Genomic DNA, 20,275 nt, shown 5'->3' with positions numbered 1-20,275 from the left:
TCCATACCCCCACTCCGAAAAGCAAAGGCTGGGGTTCAATAAAATTGGCATTGAACATAGTGCACGCTGTTGAGTTCTCAAGGAACGGACGCACCCGGTGCACGATCCTGATCGGATCGAACTGCCGGAGCATTTTCGTTCTCATTCGGGCATCCTGAAAAGGACGGATCCGAACGCTTCAAACACGGGAAGACGATGTCTTCGAGGTTTGGGATCTTCGTGCCGCTTGAGGAGGATGAGCTGGACGCTTTCCGCTGTTCCGCTCTTCCGCTCCTGTGGGGCAACGAGTGATTACATTACGGGGAATCCGGGGGGTGCGCAAATTCCACCTGCATCCCGGGCGTGTCGCGTCGTGCCGCCCGGAAATACGCGAAAACCCCGGCCCTCACCGAAGTGAGCGACCGGGGTCTGCGAGTCGTACTCGAACGATTACTCGACGAAGATTCCGGCGAGGGTCTTCTTGCCACGGCGAAGCACCGCCATGCCGCCGGCCGCCACGCGACCGTCGAGCGTCGCTGCGTCGTCTTCGATGCGCACGTTGTCGAGCGACACTCCCCCTTGGGCGATGGCACGCCGGCCCTCGCTCTGGCTCGAGACGAGTTTGGTGTCGACGAGCAACTGCACCACCGAGGCATCCGTCGTCGCCGTGGTGTTCGGAAGCTCGCGCAAGGCGGCCTCGAGCGTCGCGCGATCGAGCGCGGCGAGATCACCCTGCCCGAACAGCGCTCGGGAGGCCGCGATCACCGCCTCGGTGGCTTCCGCTCCGTGCACGAGCGTCGTGACCTCGTTCGCGAGCACCCGCTGCGCCTCGCGCTTGAACGGTTCGGTCTCGACGAGCTGCGCAAGCTCGTCGATGCGCTCACGGCTCAGGAAGGTGAAGATCTTCAGCCGCGAGATCACGTCGGCGTCATCGGTGTTGAGCCAGAACTGGTAGAACGCGTACGGACTGCACATCGAGGCATCCAGCCAGATCGCATTGCCCTCGCTCTTGCCGAACTTGGTGCCGTCGGAATTCGTGACCAGCGGCGTGCCGATCGCATGCACGCTCGCGCCTTCGACTCGGTGGATGAGATCGGTGCCGCTCGTGAGGTTGCCCCACTGGTCACTGCCGCCCGTCTGCAGCACGCAACCGTACTGGCGGTAGAGCTCGAGGTAGTCGAAGCCCTGCAGGATCTGGTAGCTGAACTCGGTGTAGCTGATGCCGGCATCGGAGTTCAGGCGCGACGCGACCGCGTCCTTCTTCAGCATCGTGCCGACGCGGTAGTGCTTGCCGATGTCGCGCAGGAAGTCGATGGCGCTGAGCCCACCCGTCCAGTCGAGGTTGTTGACCATGCGCACGGCGTTGTCGCCCTCGGCCGAGAGGAACCTCGAGACCTGCCCGCGCAAGTAGCCGACCCACTCGGCGACGGTCTCCTTCGTGTTGAGCGTGCGCTCGGCCGTCGGTCGCGGATCGCCGATCAGGCCGGTCGAACCGCCGACGAGGCCGAGCGGCTTGTGGCCGGCCAGTTGGATGCGCCGCATCGTGAGGATCTGCACGAGATTGCCGAGGTGCAGGCTCGGCGCGGTGGGGTCGAAGCCGCAATAGAACGTGATCGGCTCGCCCGCGAGAAGCTCTTTCAGCGCAGCCTGGTCGGTCGACACGTGCACGAGGCCGCGCCAGACGAGCTCCTCCCAGACGTCTGCGAAAGCGGCGTCGTTCTGCTGGGTACTGAGGATCACGGGGTCTGACACTCCGTCAGAGTATCAGCGGGCGGATCAGCCTCCATCTCTAACCGAGCATCAGTTAATGATGTATGCTTATTCAAGCACTGATAAAGGGTACAAGCTGAATGATGAGGAGGGTGGACATGATCGTGGTCACGGCCGACCAGGTCTCCAGCCGCACGAGCGCCGACCTCGCGGGTGCCGAACGCGATCGGATCCAGCGCGAGCACGGCGACACACTGCTGCTGCCCGTCGCCCGAAACGCGGGTGACGAGATCCAGCTGATCACGAGCGACGCCCGCACGGTCGTCGAGGTCGTCTTCGAACTCACCCGCGACGGCGAGTGGAGCGTCGGCATCGGGCTCGGCGAGGTGCGCCTCCCGCTGCCCGACGACATCAGGGAGGCGAGCGGAGAGGCCTTCTTCGCGGCTCGCGACGCGGTCGAACGCGCCAAGAAGAGCTCGCCGCGACTCGCGATCGACGCGGCGCACGAGGACGCCGTGCACGTCGAAGCACTGTTCAGGCTCGCGCTCCTGCTGCGTGAACGCCGTTCCGAGCAGGGATGGGAGGTCTACGACCGCATCGTCGCCGGCGCACTGCAATCGGAGATCGCCGACGAACTCGGGGTGAGCGCGCCGGCGATCAGTTCGCGCATGAAGTCGGCGAACATCCGCGCAGAGCTCGACGCGGTTCCCGCGCTCGCTAGGCTGCTCGAGAACCTCGACAACGCGACAGGAGCCCGCGCATGACCCTCTTCGTCATCGGCGATGCCATCACCTGGTCGGCCCTCGTGATCTCGCTCGTCGCCGCCGCCACGCTCTCGGTGCTCGCCTACCTTCGGCCGCGCCGCGCCTACATCTGGTTCGCGGCGGGCACACTCGGCATCGCATTGCTCGCCGCGGCGTCGGCTGCGAGCCCCGCTCAGTTCGGCCTCGCCCCGCTGATCACGGTGCTGGGCCTCGTCATCGCCGTGTTCGGCGGCAGCCCGGCAGCCGCCACCGCCCTCGACCTCGCCATGGGCGGCGCGGTCGCGCCGGGCCTGCACGGCGGCATCATCGTCGCCGAGAAGCGAACCGACGACGAAGTACGTCGGGGCGTGCAGCCGACCGCGAAGCGCGAGGTGCTGCGCGGCGGACTCACGATCGGCGTGCTCGAGCGCATCGCATCCGCGGGCGCCATCATCGCCGGCTTTCCCGAGGCCCTCGCGATCGTCGTGGCGGTCAAGGGCGTCGGCCGCTTCACCGAGCTCGAGGCGCCCGAGGCGCGCGAGCGCTTCATCATCGGCACCTTCGCGAGCCTCATCTGGGCGTGCGCCGGCGCACTCGTCGTGCACCTCGCGCTGCGGTAGCGATCTTCACGAAGCGGATGCCGCGTGCCCAAGCCGTCAGTCGGCCGCGAGTTTGTGGCGCCGATACGGTGAGACGCCCTCGTCGCCGGGCAGCCAGAACCGCCACGGGTACTTCGAGCCGCCGCCCTCGCCGCCCACGCCGGTGCGCGGACCGCTCGCCGAGCGGAGCGGGGTCACGGGCACCTGCAAGCTGAACGGCGGCGCGAGCAGATCGCTGCCGCGGAGGTCGAGCGGCACCCCGAGCGCCTTCGAGAGCCGGCCCGGCCCACGCGCGAGATCGCGGTCGCTCACCCCCGGGCGGCGGCGACGCGCCACCTCGATGCCGTCGACGACGGTGGCCCCGCGCATGAGCGTGCCCGACGAGAGACCCTCGCGACGCGCCACGATGTTCAGGCAGACGTGCATGCCGTAGCTGAAGTACGCGTACAGGTGCGCTGGGGGCCCGAACATGACCTCGTTGCGCGTGGTGCGGCCCCGGAACGCGTGCGAGCCGGGGTCTTCGCCCACACCCCGATAGGCCTCGAGCTCCGACAGCCGGATCGCCACCCGCCCGTCGGGGGCGTCGTAGCTCAGCACCGCCCCGAGCAGGAGCGGTGCGAGCACGACGGGATCTTGAAGGAAGAACTCCCGATCAGGTGTGAAGAGTCCGGTCAACCGCGCGCCTCGGGGAGGCCCGCCACCAGATGACGCACCCGGTCGGCGAGCTGCGAGAACTGCTCGGCGACCCGCACCGGAGCGGTGCCGCCGATGCCGTCGCGACTCGCGACCGAGCCCTCGACCGTGAGCACGTCGCGCACCTCGGGCGTGAGGTGCGGCGAGATCGCCGCGAGTGCGGCGTCGTCGACGGCGTCGAGCTCGAGCGAGTGCTCTTCGGCGTAACGCACGAGCGAACCGGTGATCTCGTGGGCGTCGCGGAACGGCACCTTTCGCTTCACGAGCCACTCCGCGACATCCGTCGCCAGTGAGAAGCCGGCCGGCGCGAGCTCGGCCATGCGCTCGGTGTGGAACGTCAGCGTCGCGACCATGCCGGTGTACGCCGGCAGCAGCACCTCGAGCGTCTCGACGGAGTCGAAGACCGGCTCCTTGTCCTCCTGCAGGTCGCGGTTGTATGCGAGCGGCAGCGCCTTCAGGGTCGACAGCAGCCCCGTGAGGTTGCCGATGAGACGGCCCGACTTGCCGCGCGCGAGCTCGGCGATGTCGGGGTTCTTCTTCTGCGGCATGATCGAGGAGCCCGTCGAGTAGCCGTCGTGCAGCGTGACGAAGCCGAACTCGCGCGTGTTCCAGAGGATGATCTCTTCGGCGAAGCGCGAGAGGTCGATGCCGATCATGGCCGTGATGAAAGCGAACTCGGCCACGACGTCGCGGCTCGCCGTCGCGTCGATCGAGTTCTCGGCGGGGCTCGCGAGGCCGAGATCGCGAGCGACGGATGCCGCGTCGAGCCCGAGCGTCGAACCCGCGAGCGCTCCCCCGCCGTAGGGCGAGACATCGGCTCGCTTCGTCCAGTCGACGAGGCGCTCGAGGTCACGCGAGAGCGCCCACGCGTGCGCGAGGAGGTGGTGCGCGAGCAGCACCGGCTGCGCGTGCTGCAGGTGCGTGCGACCCGGCATGATCGCCGTGCGATGCGCATCGGCCTGCGCCGCGAGCGCGTCGATGAGGTGCACGAGGTCGCGGCCGATGGTCGCGGCGTGGTCTTTCAGGTAGAGGCGTACGAGCGTGGCGATCTGGTCGTTGCGGCTGCGGCCGGCGCGGAGCTTGCCGCCGAGCTCGGGGCCGACGATCGTGATCAGCGCGGCCTCGAGGGCGCCGTGCACGTCTTCGTCGGCGTCGCCCGCGACGATCTCTCCCAAGACGACGCGCGTCTCGAGTGTGTCGAGACCGGCGAGCATGGCCGCGAGCTCGTCGGCCTCGAGGTATCCGGCGGCCGCGAGAGCACGTGCGTGCGCCCTCGACCCCGCGAGGTCGTAGCCCGCGAGCTGCCAGTCGAAGTGCGTCGACTTCGAGAGGCGCTGCAGTTCGGGCGACGGGCCGCTCGCGAATCGTGCGCCCCAGAGCGAGCCCTCATTGGTGCCGTGGGCCTCGGCCGCACCCGCGGTGCCGCTCGCGTCGCCGGCGCCGTTCGCGTCGCCGGTGCCGCTGGTGCCGCTCGCGTCGCTCATCGGGCGTCCTTCTTCGCGAGCAGCCAGGTGAGCAGTGCCTTCTGCGCGTGCAGGCGGTTCTCGGCCTCGTCCCAGATGATCGACTGCGATCCGTCGATCACGTCGGCGGTGACTTCGTAGCCGCGGTCGGCAGGCAGGCAATGCATGAACACCGCATCGGATGCCGCGAGCGACATGAGGTCGGCATCGACCTGGTAACCGCCGAAGGTCGCGACGCGATGCGCCTTCTCGTCTTCCTTGCCCATCGACACCCACGTGTCGGTGACGACGACGTCGGCGCCGGTCACCGACGCGCGCGCGTCGGCGACGACGGCCACGGATCCGCCGGTGGTCGCCGCGATGCGTTCGGCATCGGCGACGACGGATGCCTCGGGGCTGAACTCCGACGGAGCGGCGATGCGCACGTGCATGCCCGCCGTCGCGCCGGCGAGCAGGTACGACTGCGCCATGTTGCTGCGACCGTCGCCGAGGAACGTGACCGTCAGGCCGGCGAGGCGCCCCTTGTGCTCGCGGATCGTGAGCAGGTCGGCGAGCAGCTGGCACGGGTGGAAGTCGTCGGAGAGCGCGTTGACGACGGGCACGGTGGTGCCGGCCGCCATCTCTTCGAGTCCCGACTGGGCGTAGGTGCGCCAGACGATGGCCGAGACCATGCGCTCGAGCACGCGGGCCGTGTCCGACGGGGTCTCTTTGCCGCCGAGTTGGCTGCTCGCCGTCGAGATGATGAGCGGCGAGCCGCCGAGGTCGGCGATGCCGACCGCGAACGACACGCGCGTGCGCGTCGAGGACTTGTCGAAGATCACGGCGACGGTCTGCGGACCGGTGAGCGGCGTCTGCGACCAGCGATCGGCCTTGAGCTGCACGGCGAGATCGAGGATCTCGGTCTGCTCGGCCTGGGTGAGGTCATCGTCGCGGAGGAAGTGGCGGGTCATGCGGTGCATCCGTTCGTGGAGAGGTCGGTCGGTTCAGTACGGGTGAGCATCGGCGAGCGCACGCGCGAAGCGCACCTCGAACTCGTCGATCTCGGCGTCGCCGATGATGAGCGGCGGCGCGATGCGGATGGTGGTGTCGTTCGCCGCGTTCACGATGAGGCCGTGGCGCATCGCGTGGGCGACGACGTCGCCGGCGACGGGGGCGGTGAGCCCCACACCGACGAGCAGGCCGCGTCCGCGCGTGCCCGCGACGAGCGGCGAGCCGATCGCCTCGATGCGCCGGCGCAACTGCGGGCCGCGCACGGCGGCGTTGCCGACGAGGCCGGCACGCTCGATCTCGCCGAGCACCGCGTTCGACACTGCGGTCGCGAGCGGATTGCCACCGAAGGTGGAGCCGTGCTGGCCCTTCTGGTACAGCTGGGAAGCGTGGCCGAACGTCACGAGGCCGCCGATCGGGATGCCGCCGCCGATGCCCTTCGCGACCGTGATCGCGTCGGGCCTGATGCCCGCGTGCTGGAAGCCGAACCACGTGCCCGTGCGGCCGGCGCCGGTCTGGATCTCGTCGACGATGAGCAGGGCGCCGTGGCGGAGCGTCAGCTCGCGCGCGGCCTCGAGGAACCCCTCGGGCAGTTCGACGACGCCGGCCTCGCCCTGGATGGGCTCGACGAAGACGGCCGCGACCGCATCGTCGATGGCGGCCTCGAGCGCCTCGACCGTCGCCGGGATGTGCTCCACTCCCCCCGCCATCGGCTCGAACGGCGCCCGCATGTGCGCCTTGCCGGTGAGGGCGAGCGAGCCCATCGTGCGCCCGTGGAAGGCGTCGACGAGCGCGACCACCCGCGTGCGCGCACCGCCCGAGTTGTTGAGCCGTGCGAGTTTGAACGCCGCCTCGTTGGCCTCGGCGCCCGAGTTGCCGAACCAGGCGCGCCCGTCGGGCCCGGCTCCCGCGAGCCGCACCAGCCGCTCGGCGAGTTCGAGCGCGGGCTCGGTCGTGAAGTAGTTCGACACGTGCGCGAGCTTCGCCGCCTGGGCGGTGACGGCCTCGACGAATACCGGATGGGCGTGACCGAGGGAGTTCACCGCGATGCCCGCGAGGAAGTCGAGATACGTCGTGCCCGCGGCATCCGTCACCCAGGCGCCCGAGCCGTGCTCGAGCTTCGCGAGCGGCATGCCGATGGAGCGCATGATGCGCTGGTCGAACCGCAGCTGCCAGTCGTTCATGCCGCCACCACCTCGGTGCCGATGCCCGACTGCGTGAAGACCTCGAGCAGAATCGAATGCGGGATGCGCCCATCGATGATGGCGGCCTTCGCGACGCCGCCCTCAACAGCCTCGAGGCACGCGGCCATCTTCGGGATCATGCCCGACTCGAGGTTCGGCAGCAGTTCGATGAGCGACGGCACGTCGATGACCGAGACGAGCGAATCGCGATTCGGCCAGTCGCGGTAGAGGCCCGCGACATCGGTGAGAATCACGAGCTTCGCAGCGCCGAGCGCGACGGCGAGCGCGGCAGCGGCCGAATCGGCGTTCACGTTGAGCGATTGCCCGGTCACGTCGCCGTCGGGCGCGATCGACGAGACCACGGGGATGCGTTCGGCGTCGAGGGCGGCCAGCACCGCGGCCGGATCGACCGCGACGACGTCGCCGACGAGCCCGAGATCGACCTCTTCGCCGTCGACGACGGCACCTCGCCGGCGCCCCGTGAAGAGACCGGCGTCTTCGCCCGACAGCCCCGAGGCGATCGGCCCGTGCTCGTTGATGAGCGAGACGAGCTCGCGGTTGACCTGGCCGGAGAGCACCATGCGCACGACGTCCATGGTCTCGGGAGTCGTGACCCGGTAGCCGCCGCGGAACTCGCTCTGAATGCCGAGCCGTTCGAGCATCGCCGAGATCTGGGGGCCGCCGCCGTGCACGATGACGGGTTTGATGCCCGCATAGCGCAGGTAGACCATGTCTTCGGCGAACGCGCGCTGCAGTTCGGGGCTCACCATGGCGTTGCCGCCGAACTTCACGACGATCGTCTCGCCGTGGAATCGTTTCAGCCAGGGCAGCGAATCGATGAGCACCTGGGCCTTGGCCGCGGCGTCGTTCATGTCTTCGGGTTCTGTGTCGTCGCTCATGCTCAACTCGCGTAGGCGCTGTTCTCGTGCACGTAGTCGTGCGTGAGATCGTTCGTGAAGATGGTGGCGGATGCCTCGCCCGCATGCAGCTCGATGAGCACGTGCGTCGCGCGCGGCGTGAGGTCGACCTGATCGCGGGGGGCGTCGGGCCGCCCGGCGTGGCAGACGCGCACCCCGTTCATCGAGACGTCGACGAGGTAGGGGTCGAACGGTGCACTCGTGGTGCCGATGGCGGCGAGCACCCGACCCCAGTTGGGGTCGTTGCCGAAGATCGCGGCCTTGAAGAGATTGTTTCGGGCGACCGAGCGACCGACCTCGACCGCGTCGTCGTCGGTCACGGCGCCGACGACCTCGATCGCGATGTCGTGGCTCGCCCCCTCGGCGTCGGCCTGCAGCTGCAGTGCGAGATCGCGGCAGGCCTCGGTGAGCGCGGCCGTGAACTCGGCGAGATCGGGGGTGACGCCCGAGGCGCCGCTCGCGAGGAGGGTGACCTGGTCGTTCGTCGACATGCAGCCGTCGGAGTCGAGCCGATCGAACGTCACACGTGTGGCGGCGCGCAACGCGGTGTCGAGCGCATCGGCCGGCAACGCGGCATCCGTCGTCACGACCACCAGCATCGTGGCGAGGCCGGGCGCGAGCATGCCGGCCCCCTTCGCCATGCCCCCGATCGACCAACCGGCGCCCTCGACGACGACCGTCTTGGGCTTCGTGTCGGTCGTCATGATGGCGCGGGCGGCGTCATCGCCCGCGCCCGCGTCGCTCGACAGGCGCGCGATCGCCGAGACGACCCCCTCTTCGAGCACTTCGCCGTCGAGCTGGTCGCCGATGAGCCCGGTCGAGCAGACGAGCACGTCACCGGCCGCGACACCGAGTCCCGACGCGGCCGCCTCGGCCGTGCGGTGCGTGACCTGGAACCCCTCGGGCCCGGTGAAGCAGTTGGCGCCGCCGGAGTTCAGCACGATCGCCGAGACGATGCCATCGGCCGCGACCTGCTTCGACCAGATGATCGGGTTGGCCTGGGCGCGGTTCGACGTGAAGACGACCGCCGCCTGCTGCGCCGGGCCGCGGTTCACGACGAGCGCGAGGTCGAGCGCACCCGAGCGCTTGATGCCTGCGGCGATGCCGGTCGCTTCGAACCCTTGTGGATGGGTGACGGTCACGGGGCGACTCCGTTCACGGGAAGGCCGGTCGACTCGGTGAGCCCGAGTGCGATGTTCGCGGACTGGACGGCGGCACCCGCGGTGCCCTTCACGAGGTTGTCGACGGCGGCGACCACGACGACGCGACCCGAGTTCTCGTCGATCTGGAGGCCGAGGAGCGCCGTGTTCGCGCCGAGCACGTCGGCCGTACGCGGGAACTGACCCTCGGGCAGCAGCTGCACGAAGCGCTCGCCCGCGTAGGCGTCTTCCCACGCGGCGCGGACCGTCGCGGCATCCGTACCCGGCACGACGCGCGCCGTGGAGGTCGCGAGGATTCCGCGCGCCATCGGCACGATGACGGGGGTGAACGAGATGGTCGGGCTGCCGCCGCCCGCCCAGCGCAGCGCCTGCTGGATCTCGGGGATGTGCCGGTGCACGCCGCCGACCGCGTAGGGGTTGGAAGAACCGAGGATCTCACTCGCGAGCAGATGGGTCTTCGCGCTCTTGCCTGCACCCGACGGACCGACCGCGAGCACCGAGACCAGGTCGGTCGCTTCGATGACGCCCGCGCGGATGCCGGGTGCGAGCGACAGCGCCACCGTGGATGCGTTGCAGCCCGGCGCCGCGATGCGCTTCGTCTTCGCGAGCCGGTCGCGCTGCGTGCCCGACAGGCGGGGCAGTTCTGGCACGCCGTACGTCCACGCACCGTGGAACTCGCCGCCGTAGAAGGCCGCCCAGTCGGCCTTGCTCTCGAGACGGTGATCGGCACCGCAGTCGATCACGAGGGTCTCGGTCGGCAATTGCGCAGCGATGGCACCGGATGCCCCGTGCGGCAACGCGAGGAACACGATGTCGTGGCCCGCGAGGTTCTCGGCTGTCGTGTCCTTCAGCGTGAGATGCGTGTAGCTGCGCAGGTGCGGCTGCACCGCGATGAGCGGCTGGCCGGCGTTGGAGTGCGCGGTCACGGTGCGCACGTCGAAATCGGGATGGTCGGCGAGGAGGCGAAGGATCTCGCCTCCGGCATAGCCGGACGCGCCGGAAACGGCGACGGAGAACGTCATGGTTCCACCTTAAAGGTCGGAGTGGTCGAGTGACTCCCCGGCAACGCACACGACCTGAAGGTCGGCGCGGTCGGAGGATGGCTCCGGCGACACGCGGTGACGGCTGCGCAGCCGCACGCCCGGGTCGCCTAGAGTCGGCGCTCGCCACGACGTCGGCTGCGCTCCACGACGACACGCGAGATGCGTGCGGGGGTTGCGAACCGAGCGGCGGACATGCAGTGACCCTATCGGGAGCCGAGCGTGCCGCGCAAACGCACTCGCCGGCGTCGTCGGCATAGGCTCGACCCGGCGGCACTTCTCACCCGCGTCGCCGAGGAGGAGACCATGGCTCTGCGCGTGTTGTTCATCGGCGGCAACGGCGTCATCAGCTCAGCGGCGAGCGCCCGCGTCGTCGAGCGAGGCGACGAGCTGACCCTCTTGAACCGCGGCACGAGCCGTCTGCGACCGACGATCGCCGGGGCGCATCAGCTGATCGGTGACGCCGACGACGCGGCATCCGTCGCGGCGGCCATCGGCGACCGGCAGTTCGACGTCGTCGCGAACTTCCGCTCGTTCTCGCCCGCGCAGGTCGAACGCGATATCGAGATCTTCGGAGATCGGTGTGGGCAGTACGTCTACATCTCGTCGGCATCGGCCTATCAGAAACCGGTCGCCCGCCTGCCGATCACCGAGTCGACACCGCTCCGGAATCCGTTCTGGCAGTACTCCCGCGACAAGATCGCGGGCGAAGACCTGCTCGTCGCCGCATACCGCGAGCGCGGGTTCCCTGCGACCATCGTCCGGCCCTCGCACACCTACGACCGTACAAGCGCTCCGATCCTCGGCGGCTGGACCGCGATCGACCGTATGCGCCGTGGCGCCCCGGTCGTCGTGCAGGGCGACGGGACGAGTCTCTGGACGCTCACCCACACTCAGGACTTCGCGGTCGCCTTCACGGGGCTGCTCGGCAACGATCGAGCCATCGGAGAGGCCTTTCAGATCACCTCCGACGAGGTGCTCACCTGGAACCAGATCTTCGGGTGCCTCGCGAGTGCCGCCGGGGCGGAGTTCACTCCGGTGCACGTCGCGAGCGATGCGCTGGCACGGGAGCTGCCCGAACACGGCCCCGGCCTGCTGGGCGACAAGTCGCACTCGGTCATCTTCGACAACACGAAGGTGAAGTCGCTCGTGCCCGAGTACCGGGCGGTCGTGCCGTTCTGGCGGGGGGCTCGCGAGATCATCGCGTGGCACGATGCGAATGCTTCACGACAGGTCGTCGACCCGCAGTTGGATGCCGCATTCGACCGGATCGCCGATCGCTACGGCGCCTGACCTTCATTCACACAAGGCACGGCACCGGCACCGGCTCCCTCCGAAGGTCGTCTACTCCCGGATGGTCGCCCCGAAGCGCTCGTTCGCGAGGGCGGCGCCGGCGAGCTTCGCCTCGCTCGCCTCTGCTGCGGTGAGCGTGCGGTCGTCGGCCCGGAACCTGAGCGCGAACGTCAGGCTCTTCGCGCCCGCGGGCACGCCCTGGCCGCGATAGTCGTCGACGATCGAGACGTGCTCGAGCAGCGCGCCGGCGCCCTCGCGGATCGCGGCGGCCACCTGCGCGGCAGCGACATCGACGGGCACGATGAGCGACAGGTCTTGCGTCGCAGCGGGCATCGTGTCGATCGTTCGCGCCTCGAGGGCGGAATCGGTCAGGTCGATGACGGCATCGAGGTCCAGCTCGACGACCGCGACCACTCGCGGCAGGTCGGCTTCGAGGGCCAGTGCCGGCAGCAGCTCGCCCGCATAGCCGACGAGGGTGCCCGCGACGCGCAGCTCGGCCGTGCGGCCGGGGTGCATGGCCCGGTGCGATCCCTGCGAGACGTCGATGCGGGCACCGGTCGCGAGTTCGACCTGGCGCACGATGTCGAGTGCGTCGGCGATGCCGGCGTGCACGGCGGGCTGACCCGGCTGCTTCGCCACGACGTCGCCGACGATGAGTGCTCCGAGGTGTCGCGGTTGCGGCGGAATGCCGGCGTCGAGGGCCGCGAGCACCTCGTCGCTCGGCCTCGCGTTGCCCACCGGCAGCTCGAGCGAGCCGTAGGTGCGGCCGGATTCGGGCAGGAACACCGTGCCGATCTCGAAGAGCTCGAGGTCGGTGAGTCCGCGCGAGAGGTTGCGCCGCGCGGCGCCGATCAGGCCGGGCACGAGCGAGCGTCGCAGGAACGGCACGGTCTGGTCGAGGGCGTTCGCGATGCGCACGGATGCCACGGGGACGCCGTCGGCACTGCCGAACACGGCGTTGTCGGCCGCGGAGACGAACGGGAACGACAGCACCTCCGTCGAACCGGCGGCCGCGAGCGTGTCGGCGGTTCGCCGACGAAGTCGCTGCGAGCGCGTGAGGCCACGGCCAGGAGGCGCGACGGGCAGCACCGACGGGATGCGGTCGTAGCCGATCAGGCGAGCGACTTCCTCCGTGAGCTCTTCGCGACCGGTCAGGTCGGGGCGCCAGGCCGGCGGCACGACCGAGAAGCCGCCGTCGACGGCCGTGATGGCGCCGCCGATCTCGGCGAGCGCGTCGTGCACCTCGTCTTCGGTGTACTCGACGCCGATGATCGACGAGACGAAGCCCGCGGGAAGGAAGATCGCCTCGCGCTCGGGTGCCGTCGAGATCAGAGAGCCCCCGGGGTCGGCGGTGCCGCCCGCGAGGTCGACCATCAGCTGAGCGACGCGCGAGACGGCCGCGGCCGCGATCTCTGGGTCGACGCCGCGCTCGTAGCGCTTGGCCGCCTCGCTCGGCAGCTTGTGACGACGTGCGGTGCGTGCGATCGACACGGGGTCCCAGTTGGCGGCTTCGACGAGCACGTTGCGCGTCTCATCGCCCATCTCGGTCTCTGCGCCGCCCATGACGCCCCCGAGGCCGATCGGCCCCCGGTCGTCGGTGACGACGAGGTCTTCGACGTGGAGCGTGCGCTCTTTGCCGTCGAGCGTGGTGAACGTCTCGCCCGCCGTCGCGCGCCGCACGACGATGCCGCCGCGCAGCTGGTCGAGGTCGTAGCCGTGGATCGGCTGGCCGAGTTCGAGCATGACGTAGTTCGTGATGTCGACGAGCACCGAGATCGAGCGGATGCCGGCGAGCTTCAGCCGCGCGATCATCCACGCGGGCGTCGGGCTGGAGGCGTCGACGCCCCGCACGATGCGCGTGGCGAAGACCGAGGAGCCGATCCTGCCGCGGATCGGAGCGGAGTCGTCGATCACGACGGCGAACCCGTCGGCCGAAGCATCCACCGGCGCAGCCTGTTCGACGGGGTCTCGGAAACGGGCCCCCGTGGCGTGGGCGTACTCGCGCGCGACGCCGCGGATCGAGAACGCGTAGCCGCGGTCGGGAGTGACGTTGATCTCGATCGCGGCGTCATCGAGGCCGAGGAGCTTGACCGCGTCAGTGCCGACGGGCGCGTCGATGCCGAGCGTCGAGAGGCGCAGGATGCCATCGTGGTCTTCACCGAGGCCGAGCTCGCGGGCCGAGGCGATCATGCCGTCGGAGACGTGACCGTAGGTCTTGCGAGCAGCGATCGGGAACGGACCGGGCAGCACCGCGCCCGGCAGCGTCACGACGACCTTGTCGCCGACGAAGAAGTTGCGGGCGCCGCAGACGATGCCGTGCACGGCGTCGCCGCCGTCGGCAGCGGTCTCGCCCTCGGGCGCGACGCGCACCTGGCACCAGCGGATGGTCTTGCCGTTGGACTGCGGCTCCTCGACGAACTCGAGCACCTCGCCCACGACGATCGGACCCTCGAGGTCGAACGTGTGCACATCTTCTTCTTCGAGGCCGACCTTCACGAGGGCGGCGTGCACGTCTTCGGGCGTCGTGCCCGGCACGAGCTCGACGTACTCGGCGAGCCAACTCAGTGGAACCCGCATGTTCTAGACCACCATTCCGAACTGCTGGGAGAAGCGGATGTCTCCCTCGATCATTTCGCGCATGTCCTGCACGTCGTTGCGGAGCATGAGCCCGCGCTCGATGCCCATGCCGAAGGCGAACCCGGTGTAGACCTCGGGGTCGATGCCCGCCGCCTTCAGCACGTTGGGGTGCATCATGCCGCAGCCGCCCCACTCGATCCAGCGCGCGCCGCCCTTGAAGGTCGGGTGCCAGAAGTCGAGCTCGGCCGACGGCTCGGTGAAGGGGAAGAAGCTCGGGCGCAGGCGGATCTTCGCCTCGTCGCCGAAGATCGACTTCACGAAGTGATCGAGGGTGCCCTTGAGGTGCGCCATCGTGAGGCCCTTGTCGACGGCGACGCCCTCGAACTGCATGAAGACGGGCAGGTGCGTGGCATCGAACTCGTCGGTGCGGTAGACGCGACCCGGTGCGAGCACGTAGAGCGGCAGTTCGCGCTCGAGCATCGAGCGGATCTGCACCGGGCTCGTGTGGGTGCGCAGCACGAGGTGCGACTCGGGCGGATCGACGAAGAACGTGTCCTGCATGGCGCGCGCGGGGTGGTCGGCGTCGAAGTTCAGCGCATCGAAGTTGAACCACTCGCTCTCGACCTCGGGGCCCTCGGCGATCTCCCAGCCCATGCCGGTGAAGACGTCGCAGACGCGATCCTGCAGGAGGGACAGCGGATGCCGCGCACCCGGGCGGTACCGCGACGCGAGCGCCGTGACGTCCAACGTCTCCGCCGCGAGCTGCGCGGCGGCCTCGGCCTCGACGATCTCGGCCTCACGGGCGGCGAACGCCTGGCTCACACGACCCCGCGCGCCGCCGACGAGCTTGCCGAGTGCGGCCTTCTGCTCGTTGGGAACGTTGCGGAGTTCGGCGTTCAGGAGCGCGAGGGCGGACTTCTCACCCGTGTGCTCGGTGCGGACCTGCTTCAGCGCGGCGGAGTCGCCGGCCGACGCGATGGCCGCGAGGGCTGCGTCGACCGCCGTCTGGACGGCGCTCTCGGTGATTTCACGGGGCTCGGACACGAGAACCGAGTCTACCGGGCGAGACCCCGCGAGTCGGTCGCCCGATGTCAGTACGCGCGTGTCAGAGCGCGCCGCCACCCGACTCGGACTCCCGGGCCTTCGCCGAGGCCTCGGCGACGAGGATCGCCCGGTTCGGGTCGTCGGGGTCGAGTCGGGCACCGCTCGACTTCGATGCAGTTCGCTTCGAGAGCCACCGGGCGAACCACGAGAGCAGCAGGTTCATCGACAGGTAGAGCACGAGCGTGACGACGAAGAGCGAGAACAGGTAGCGGTTGCCGTAGAAACTGCCGAGGTTGTTCATGTTGACGCGCAGCAGTTCGCTGTAGCCGACGATGAAGCCGAGCGAGGTGTCTTTCAGGAGCACGACGAGTTGGGCGACGACGATCGGCAGCATCTGCCGGAACGCCTGCGGGAACTCCACGAGCATCTTCGACTGCAGCGGCCGCATGCCGAGGCTCAGCCCGGCTTCGCGCTGTCCGCGCGGAAGTGCGACGAGGCCCGCGCGCAGCGCCTCGCCGATGATCGCGCCGTTGTAGAGGCTGAGCGCCGCCACCACTGCCCAGAACGAGCCGGTGTTCAGCACGAGCAGGATGAACAGCATCATGAGCAGTACCGGCATGCCGCGCAGGAACTCGAGCACGACTGTGGTCGGAACGCGGATCCAGGCGTGCTCCGAACTGCGCAGGAGTGAGAACAGCACGCCGATCGCGACCGCGAAGACCGCCGCGGTGAGTGCGGCGCGCAGGGTGCCGACCACGCCCTCGAAGATGATGAACTGCCAGACCTCGGGGTCGGCGAAGATGTCCCAGCGACTCGCGTCGAAGAAACCGGGAAGCGTGATTCCACCGCTGTCGCGCGGCTGGGCGAGGGTCCAGACGATCCAGCCGATCCCGGCGAGGATCAGGATGCCGGCGATGATCGAGGAGATCAGGGAGAGACGACGGGCCTTGGGCCCCGGAGCATCGAAGAGAACCGATGAGTTGCTCATCGCTGCACCACCCACTTGCGTTCGAGTCGACCGGCGAGGATGCCCAACGGGATCGTCACCACGAGGTAGAGCGTCGCGGCAGCCAGAAGGATCGCGATCACGGCGTTGCCGTTCGCGTTGGCGATCTCACGTGTCGCGGCGAAGAGTTCGAAGACGAAGAATCCACCCGCGACCGAGGTGTTCTTCGTCAGCGCGATGAACACGTTGATGAGCGGCGGGATCGTCATGCGGAACGCCTGCGGCATGACGACGAGGCTGACGGTCTGACCGAAGCCGAGCCCGACGCTGCGAGCCGCCTCGGCCTGGCCGAGCGGCACGCCGTTGATGCCCGAGCGGAGCGCCTCGGCCACGAACGGCGAGGTGTACACCGAGAGGCCGATCATCGCGGCGGTGACGTAGTCGAGGCGCGAGCCGAGGTAGGGCAGGATGATCGCGCAGAAGAAGAGCACGAGCGTGAGCGGGGTGTTGCGTACGAGTTCGGTGTAGACCGTCGCGAAGCCGCGGAGCGACGCGACGGGCGAGATGCGCATCGCCGCGATGATGGTGCCGAGGATGAGGGCCGCGATGCCGCTCACGACGAGCAGCAGCAGGGTCATCCTGAAGCCCTCGAGGTACGTCGGCAGGTTCTCGATGACGGCGTCCACGAGTCTCCGTTCCGGTCAGTGGGGGTGGAACGCGTCCCGGGCGGATTCCGCCCGGGACGCGTGCCCGATCAGTAGCGGTCGACAGCCGGCGGCTCGACGAACGGCAGCACGGCTCCGGCGGTGGACTCCCACGCCTCCTTGTAGCGACCGTCTGCGTAGGCCTCTTCCAGCACGTCGTTGATCCACATGCGGAAGTCGATGTCATCGAGCGCGAGTCCGATGCCGTACGGCTCCTCGGTGAAGGGCTTGCCGACGACCTTGAACTCGCCCTCGTTCTGCGCTGCGAGGCCCGCGAGGATCACGTTGTCGGTCGAGACCGCGACGACCTGGCCGCTGCGGAGCGGCTCGAGGCAGTTCGAGTACGTGTCGGTCTCGATGACCTCGGCGCCGAGCTCTTTCAGGTTCGCCGCAGGCGTCGAGCCCGTGACGGAGCAGACCGGCTGACCGACGAGGTCTTCTTCGCTCTTGATGTCGTCGTTGTCGGCGAGCACGAGGATCGACTGCCCGGCCATGTAGTACGGCCCGGCGAACGAGACGACCTCTTTGCGCTTGTCGTTGATCGTGTAGGTGGCCACGACGATGTCGACCTGGCCGTTCTCGATGAACGGCTCGCGGTTGGCCGAGACCGTCTCGGTCCAGGTGATGTTCTCTTCGTCGATGCCGAGCTCGCTCGCGATGATCTTCGCGATCTCGACGTCGAAGCCCTCTGGGTCGCCCGACGGCCCCTTCAGGCCGAACAGCGGCTGGTCGAACTTCGTGCCGACGGTCATCTTGCCCGCTTCGGAGAGCTTCGCCATGGTCGTGCCGGCCTCGAACGTCGGGGCCGGTTCTGCCGACGGCTCAGCCGTCTCGCCGCCGCCACTCGAACAGCCCGCCAGCGCGAGCGCCGACACCGCAGCTGCTGCGACGAGTGCCATTCTCATGCGTTTCATGTCTCTGCCTCTTCTCCTGTGTGATGGTTCCTCGCCGCTTGTGACGGCGCAGGTCTCTGGTGGTCGAGTACTCAGTGGTCGAGGATCTTCGAGAGGAAGTCCTTCGCACGGTCGGACTGGGGATTGTCGAAGAACTCGGCGGGCGTCGCCTCTTCGACGATCCTGCCGTCGGCCATGAAGAGCACTCGGTCGGCCGCCTTGCGGGCGAAGCCCATCTCGTGCGTGACGACGATCATGGTCATGCCGTCTTTGGCGAGGCCGATCATGACGTCGAGCACCTCGTTGATCATCTCGGGGTCGAGCGCGCTCGTCGGCTCGTCCATCAGGATGAGCTTCGGGTTCATCGCGAGCGAGCGGGCGATCGCGACGCGCTGCTGCTGACCGCCCGAGAGCTGGGCCGGGAGCTTCTTCGCCTGGTTCGCGACACCGACGCGCTCGAGCAACTGCATCGCCTTCGCGTCGGCGTCCTTGCGCGACATCCGCTTCACCTTGATGGGTGCCAGCGTGACGTTCTCGAGCACGGTCTTGTGCGCGAACAGGTTGAACGACTGGAAGACCATGCCGACATCGGCACGCAGTTTCGCGAGTGCGGCGCCCTCTGCGGGCAGTTGCTCGCCGTCGATCGCGATCGTGCCAGAGTCGATGGTCTCGAGCCGGTTGATCGCCCGACAGAACGTCGACTTGCCCGACCCGCTCGGACCGATCACGACGACGACCTCGCCGCGGTTGACGACCGTGTTGATGTCGTTGAGCACGTGCAGATCGCCGTAGTGCTTGTCGACGTGGTCGATGACCACGAGGGGCTCACCGCGACGCACCGAGATGTTCGACGTCGGCGGGGCTGGCTGCGTTGGCTCCATATCCCCAAAGCTAGGGCCACCGGAGGCCGAGCGACAAGTGCTCGGCGAGTGGTTACCTAACCGTGATGCGAAGAGCGCTGGGCGAAGGCGCTCTCATACAGGCAGACGGATGCCGCGGTCGCCAGATTCATCGACTCGGCATGGCCGTAGATCGGCACCGTGACGACTCGGTCGGCCAGCTCGAGCTGCTCGTCGGGCAGGCCCCTGGCCTCGTTGCCGAACAGCCACGCGGTCGGCCCCGCGAGCACTCCGTCGTTGCGGGCGGTGAGCAGGTCGGCGCCCTTCACATCGGCGGCGAGCACCGTGAGACCCGCCGCACGGGCGCGCACGAGCACGTCTTCGAGCTCGGCGCCGATGGCCACCGGCAGGTGGAAGATCGACCCGGTCGATGATCGCACGACCTTGGGGTTGTAGAGGTCGACGGTGCGACCCGTGAAGATGACGGCGTCGGCGCCCGCTGCATCGGCCGCGCGCACGATGGTGCCGGCGTTGCCCGGGTCGCGCACCTCTTCGAGGATGGCGACGAGCTTCGGCTTCGCGGCGAACACGTCTTTGACCGCGGTCGGGAACTGGCGGCAGATCGCCACGAACCCCTGCGGCGTCACGGTGTCGGCCATGGAGTCGAGCACCTCTTCGGTGACGAACTCGATGTCGACGTCGGCCGCGGCCGCCGCCTCGGCGATCTCACCGTGGCGTTCGAGCGCGCTGGGCGTCGCGAAGAGCTCGACGACGAGTTGCGGGCGGAAGGTCAACGCCTCGGCGACCGCCTGCGGGCCCTCGAGCAGGAACAACCCGCTGTCGACACGTGCCGCCTTCTTGGCGAGCTTCGCAACGGCGCGCACGCGCGGCGAACGGGGATTCTCGAGCATGCGCCCATTCTATTCGCGGTTCGCGCGACGGCGCCCGGGGCCGGGGCCGGGGAATGCGGAACGGCCCGGCATACCCCGCTGGTGGAGCGGAGGGCGCCGGGCCGTTCGATGCTGAAGTTCGCGCTTACGCGGCGGTCTTCGGGGCCGAGGTGTCGGCGGCCGAAGAATGCAGCGCCTTCTTACGCGGCGGTCTTCGGAGCCGAGGTGTCGGCGGGGAGGGCCTTCTTGGCCGACTCGACGATCGCGGCGAACGTCGCGGGCTCGTTGACCGCGAGGTCGGCGAGGATACGACGGTCGACCTCGATGCCCGCCAGGTTCAGGCCCTGGATCAGACGGTTGTACGTGAGGCCGTTCGCACGCGACGCGGCGTTGATGCGCTGGATCCAGAGGCGACGGAAGTCGCCCTTCTTCTGGCGACGGTCGCGGTACGCGTAGACGAGCGAGTGCGTGACCTGCTCTTTCGCCTTGCGGTACAGACGCGAACGCTGGCCGCGGTAACCCTCGGCGCGCTCGAGGATGACCCGGCGCTTCTTGTGGGCGTTGACCGCCCGCTTCACTCTTGCCATGACTCTGTTTCTTCCTTAGACGGGTCC

At 68.8% G+C, this 20,275-nt stretch carries 19 protein-coding genes; 3 read left to right on the top strand and 16 right to left on the bottom strand.

Annotation, left to right across the window (positions count from 1 at the left end):
* Window positions 1–429: 429 nt before the first annotated feature.
* Window positions 430–1,719: a tyrosine--tRNA ligase gene (gene tyrS, locus ACWGST_RS06995; RefSeq protein ID WP_452045937.1), complete on the bottom strand. Its 1,290-nt coding sequence runs from the start codon at window positions 1,717–1,719 to the stop codon at window positions 430–432.
* A 128-nt stretch (window positions 1,720–1,847) separates the two neighbouring features.
* Between tyrS and ACWGST_RS06990 the strand changes: the two genes are divergently transcribed.
* Together ACWGST_RS06990 and ACWGST_RS06985 are read left to right on the top strand one after the other, a co-directional pair.
* Entirely contained in the window at window positions 1,848–2,453 is a 606-nt protein-coding gene (locus ACWGST_RS06990; RefSeq protein ID WP_452045936.1) for a DNA-binding protein, read from the top strand.
* Window positions 2,450–3,052, top strand: coding sequence for a hypothetical protein (locus ACWGST_RS06985; RefSeq protein ID WP_452045935.1), 603 nt, complete (start codon window positions 2,450–2,452; stop codon window positions 3,050–3,052). The genes ACWGST_RS06990 and ACWGST_RS06985 overlap by 4 nt, the downstream gene beginning before the upstream one ends.
* Window positions 3,053–3,088: 36 nt before the next feature.
* Here ACWGST_RS06985 and ACWGST_RS06980 read toward each other — a convergent pair whose 3' ends face one another.
* The 7 genes from ACWGST_RS06980 to argC are packed head-to-tail and all read right to left on the bottom strand — an operon-like array spanning window position 3,089 to window position 10,457.
* Window positions 3,089–3,706 (bottom strand): DNA-3-methyladenine glycosylase, encoded by a 618-nt coding sequence (locus ACWGST_RS06980; protein WP_452045934.1) that lies wholly within the window; start codon window positions 3,704–3,706, stop codon window positions 3,089–3,091.
* Window positions 3,703–5,208, bottom strand: coding sequence for an argininosuccinate lyase (gene argH, locus ACWGST_RS06975; protein WP_452045933.1), 1,506 nt, complete (start codon window positions 5,206–5,208; stop codon window positions 3,703–3,705). The genes ACWGST_RS06980 and argH overlap by 4 nt, the downstream gene beginning before the upstream one ends.
* Window positions 5,205–6,137 (bottom strand): ornithine carbamoyltransferase, encoded by a 933-nt coding sequence (gene argF, locus ACWGST_RS06970; protein ID WP_452045932.1) that lies wholly within the window; start codon window positions 6,135–6,137, stop codon window positions 5,205–5,207. Before argF ends, argH begins: the two co-directional genes overlap by 4 nt.
* Window positions 6,138–6,170: 33 nt before the next feature.
* Window positions 6,171–7,358, bottom strand: a complete 1,188-nt coding sequence (locus ACWGST_RS06965) for an acetylornithine transaminase (RefSeq protein ID WP_452045931.1) — start codon at window positions 7,356–7,358, stop codon at window positions 6,171–6,173.
* A complete protein-coding gene (gene argB / locus ACWGST_RS06960; protein WP_452045930.1) occupies window positions 7,355–8,257 on the bottom strand; it encodes an acetylglutamate kinase in 903 nt (300 codons plus the stop codon). Before argB ends, ACWGST_RS06965 begins: the two co-directional genes overlap by 4 nt.
* Before the next feature lie 2 nt (window positions 8,258–8,259).
* Window positions 8,260–9,417 (bottom strand): bifunctional glutamate N-acetyltransferase/amino-acid acetyltransferase ArgJ, encoded by a 1,158-nt coding sequence (argJ, locus tag ACWGST_RS06955; protein ID WP_452045929.1) that lies wholly within the window; start codon window positions 9,415–9,417, stop codon window positions 8,260–8,262.
* A complete protein-coding gene (argC, locus tag ACWGST_RS06950) occupies window positions 9,414–10,457 on the bottom strand; it encodes an N-acetyl-gamma-glutamyl-phosphate reductase (protein ID WP_452045928.1) in 1,044 nt (347 codons plus the stop codon). The genes argJ and argC overlap by 4 nt, the downstream gene beginning before the upstream one ends.
* Before the next feature lie 324 nt (window positions 10,458–10,781).
* Here argC and ACWGST_RS06945 point away from each other — a divergent pair, with 324 nt between their 5' ends.
* Entirely contained in the window at window positions 10,782–11,768 is a 987-nt protein-coding gene (locus ACWGST_RS06945; protein ID WP_452045927.1) for an NAD-dependent epimerase/dehydratase family protein, read from the top strand.
* 51 nt (window positions 11,769–11,819) lie between these two features.
* Here the strand turns inward: ACWGST_RS06945 and pheT are convergent, their stop codons facing one another.
* The 8 genes from pheT to rplT form a co-directional block, all read right to left on the bottom strand.
* The gene (gene pheT, locus ACWGST_RS06940; protein ID WP_452045926.1) at window positions 11,820–14,345 is read right to left on the bottom strand and encodes a phenylalanine--tRNA ligase subunit beta; all 2,526 of its coding nucleotides are present in this window, start codon (window positions 14,343–14,345) and stop codon (window positions 11,820–11,822) included.
* A 3-nt stretch (window positions 14,346–14,348) separates the two neighbouring features.
* The gene (gene pheS, locus ACWGST_RS06935) at window positions 14,349–15,389 is read right to left on the bottom strand and encodes a phenylalanine--tRNA ligase subunit alpha (RefSeq protein ID WP_452045925.1); all 1,041 of its coding nucleotides are present in this window, start codon (window positions 15,387–15,389) and stop codon (window positions 14,349–14,351) included.
* Between the two features lie 61 nt (window positions 15,390–15,450).
* A complete protein-coding gene (locus ACWGST_RS06930; protein ID WP_452045924.1) occupies window positions 15,451–16,377 on the bottom strand; it encodes an amino acid ABC transporter permease in 927 nt (308 codons plus the stop codon).
* Window positions 16,374–17,021: an amino acid ABC transporter permease gene (locus ACWGST_RS06925; protein WP_452045923.1), complete on the bottom strand. Its 648-nt coding sequence runs from the start codon at window positions 17,019–17,021 to the stop codon at window positions 16,374–16,376. Before ACWGST_RS06925 ends, ACWGST_RS06930 begins: the two co-directional genes overlap by 4 nt.
* 68 nt (window positions 17,022–17,089) lie before the next feature.
* Window positions 17,090–17,953 carry a glutamate ABC transporter substrate-binding protein gene (locus tag ACWGST_RS06920; protein ID WP_452045922.1) on the bottom strand — a complete coding sequence of 288 codons (864 nt, stop codon included), beginning with the start codon at window positions 17,951–17,953 and terminating at the stop codon, window positions 17,090–17,092.
* A gap of 71 nt (window positions 17,954–18,024) precedes the next feature.
* Complete coding sequence (locus ACWGST_RS06915; RefSeq protein WP_452045921.1) at window positions 18,025–18,813, bottom strand: amino acid ABC transporter ATP-binding protein; 789 nt, start codon at window positions 18,811–18,813, stop codon at window positions 18,025–18,027.
* A 56-nt stretch (window positions 18,814–18,869) separates the two neighbouring features.
* A complete protein-coding gene (locus tag ACWGST_RS06910; RefSeq protein WP_452045920.1) occupies window positions 18,870–19,682 on the bottom strand; it encodes a TrmH family RNA methyltransferase in 813 nt (270 codons plus the stop codon).
* 179 nt (window positions 19,683–19,861) lie between these two features.
* A complete protein-coding gene (gene rplT / locus ACWGST_RS06905) occupies window positions 19,862–20,248 on the bottom strand; it encodes a 50S ribosomal protein L20 (RefSeq protein ID WP_452045919.1) in 387 nt (128 codons plus the stop codon).
* Window positions 20,249–20,275 lie beyond the last annotated feature (27 nt).

Source organism: Agromyces sp. NPDC055520 (assembly GCF_053619715.1).
Note: the sequence above shows the minus strand (reverse complement) of the source record. Positions and strands in the feature narration are given on the sequence as shown.

Bases quoted from the DNA above. Each gene is read 5' to 3' on its own strand.
- argF (WP_452045932.1), bottom strand. From the start codon at position 6,137: ATGACCCGCCACTTCCTCCGCGACGATGACCTCACCCAGGCCGAGCAG.
- ACWGST_RS06920 (WP_452045922.1), bottom strand. From the start codon at position 17,953: ATGAAACGCATGAGAATGGCACTCGTCGCAGCAGCTGCGGTGTCGGCG.
- ACWGST_RS06915 (WP_452045921.1), bottom strand. From the start codon at position 18,813: ATGGAGCCAACGCAGCCAGCCCCGCCGACGTCGAACATCTCGGTGCGT.
- ACWGST_RS06990 (WP_452045936.1), top strand. From the start codon at position 1,848: ATGATCGTGGTCACGGCCGACCAGGTCTCCAGCCGCACGAGCGCCGAC.
- ACWGST_RS06910 (WP_452045920.1), bottom strand. From the start codon at position 19,682: ATGCTCGAGAATCCCCGTTCGCCGCGCGTGCGCGCCGTTGCGAAGCTC.
- ACWGST_RS06985 (WP_452045935.1), top strand. From the start codon at position 2,450: ATGACCCTCTTCGTCATCGGCGATGCCATCACCTGGTCGGCCCTCGTG.
- ACWGST_RS06945 (WP_452045927.1), top strand. From the start codon at position 10,782: ATGGCTCTGCGCGTGTTGTTCATCGGCGGCAACGGCGTCATCAGCTCA.
- rplT (WP_452045919.1), bottom strand. From the start codon at position 20,248: ATGGCAAGAGTGAAGCGGGCGGTCAACGCCCACAAGAAGCGCCGGGTC.
- ACWGST_RS06965 (WP_452045931.1), bottom strand. From the start codon at position 7,358: ATGAACGACTGGCAGCTGCGGTTCGACCAGCGCATCATGCGCTCCATC.
- pheT (WP_452045926.1), bottom strand. From the start codon at position 14,345: ATGCGGGTTCCACTGAGTTGGCTCGCCGAGTACGTCGAGCTCGTGCCG.
- argC (WP_452045928.1), bottom strand. From the start codon at position 10,457: ATGACGTTCTCCGTCGCCGTTTCCGGCGCGTCCGGCTATGCCGGAGGC.
- argH (WP_452045933.1), bottom strand. From the start codon at position 5,208: ATGAGCGACGCGAGCGGCACCAGCGGCACCGGCGACGCGAACGGCGCC.
- ACWGST_RS06930 (WP_452045924.1), bottom strand. From the start codon at position 16,377: ATGAGCAACTCATCGGTTCTCTTCGATGCTCCGGGGCCCAAGGCCCGT.
- argB (WP_452045930.1), bottom strand. From the start codon at position 8,257: ATGAGCGACGACACAGAACCCGAAGACATGAACGACGCCGCGGCCAAG.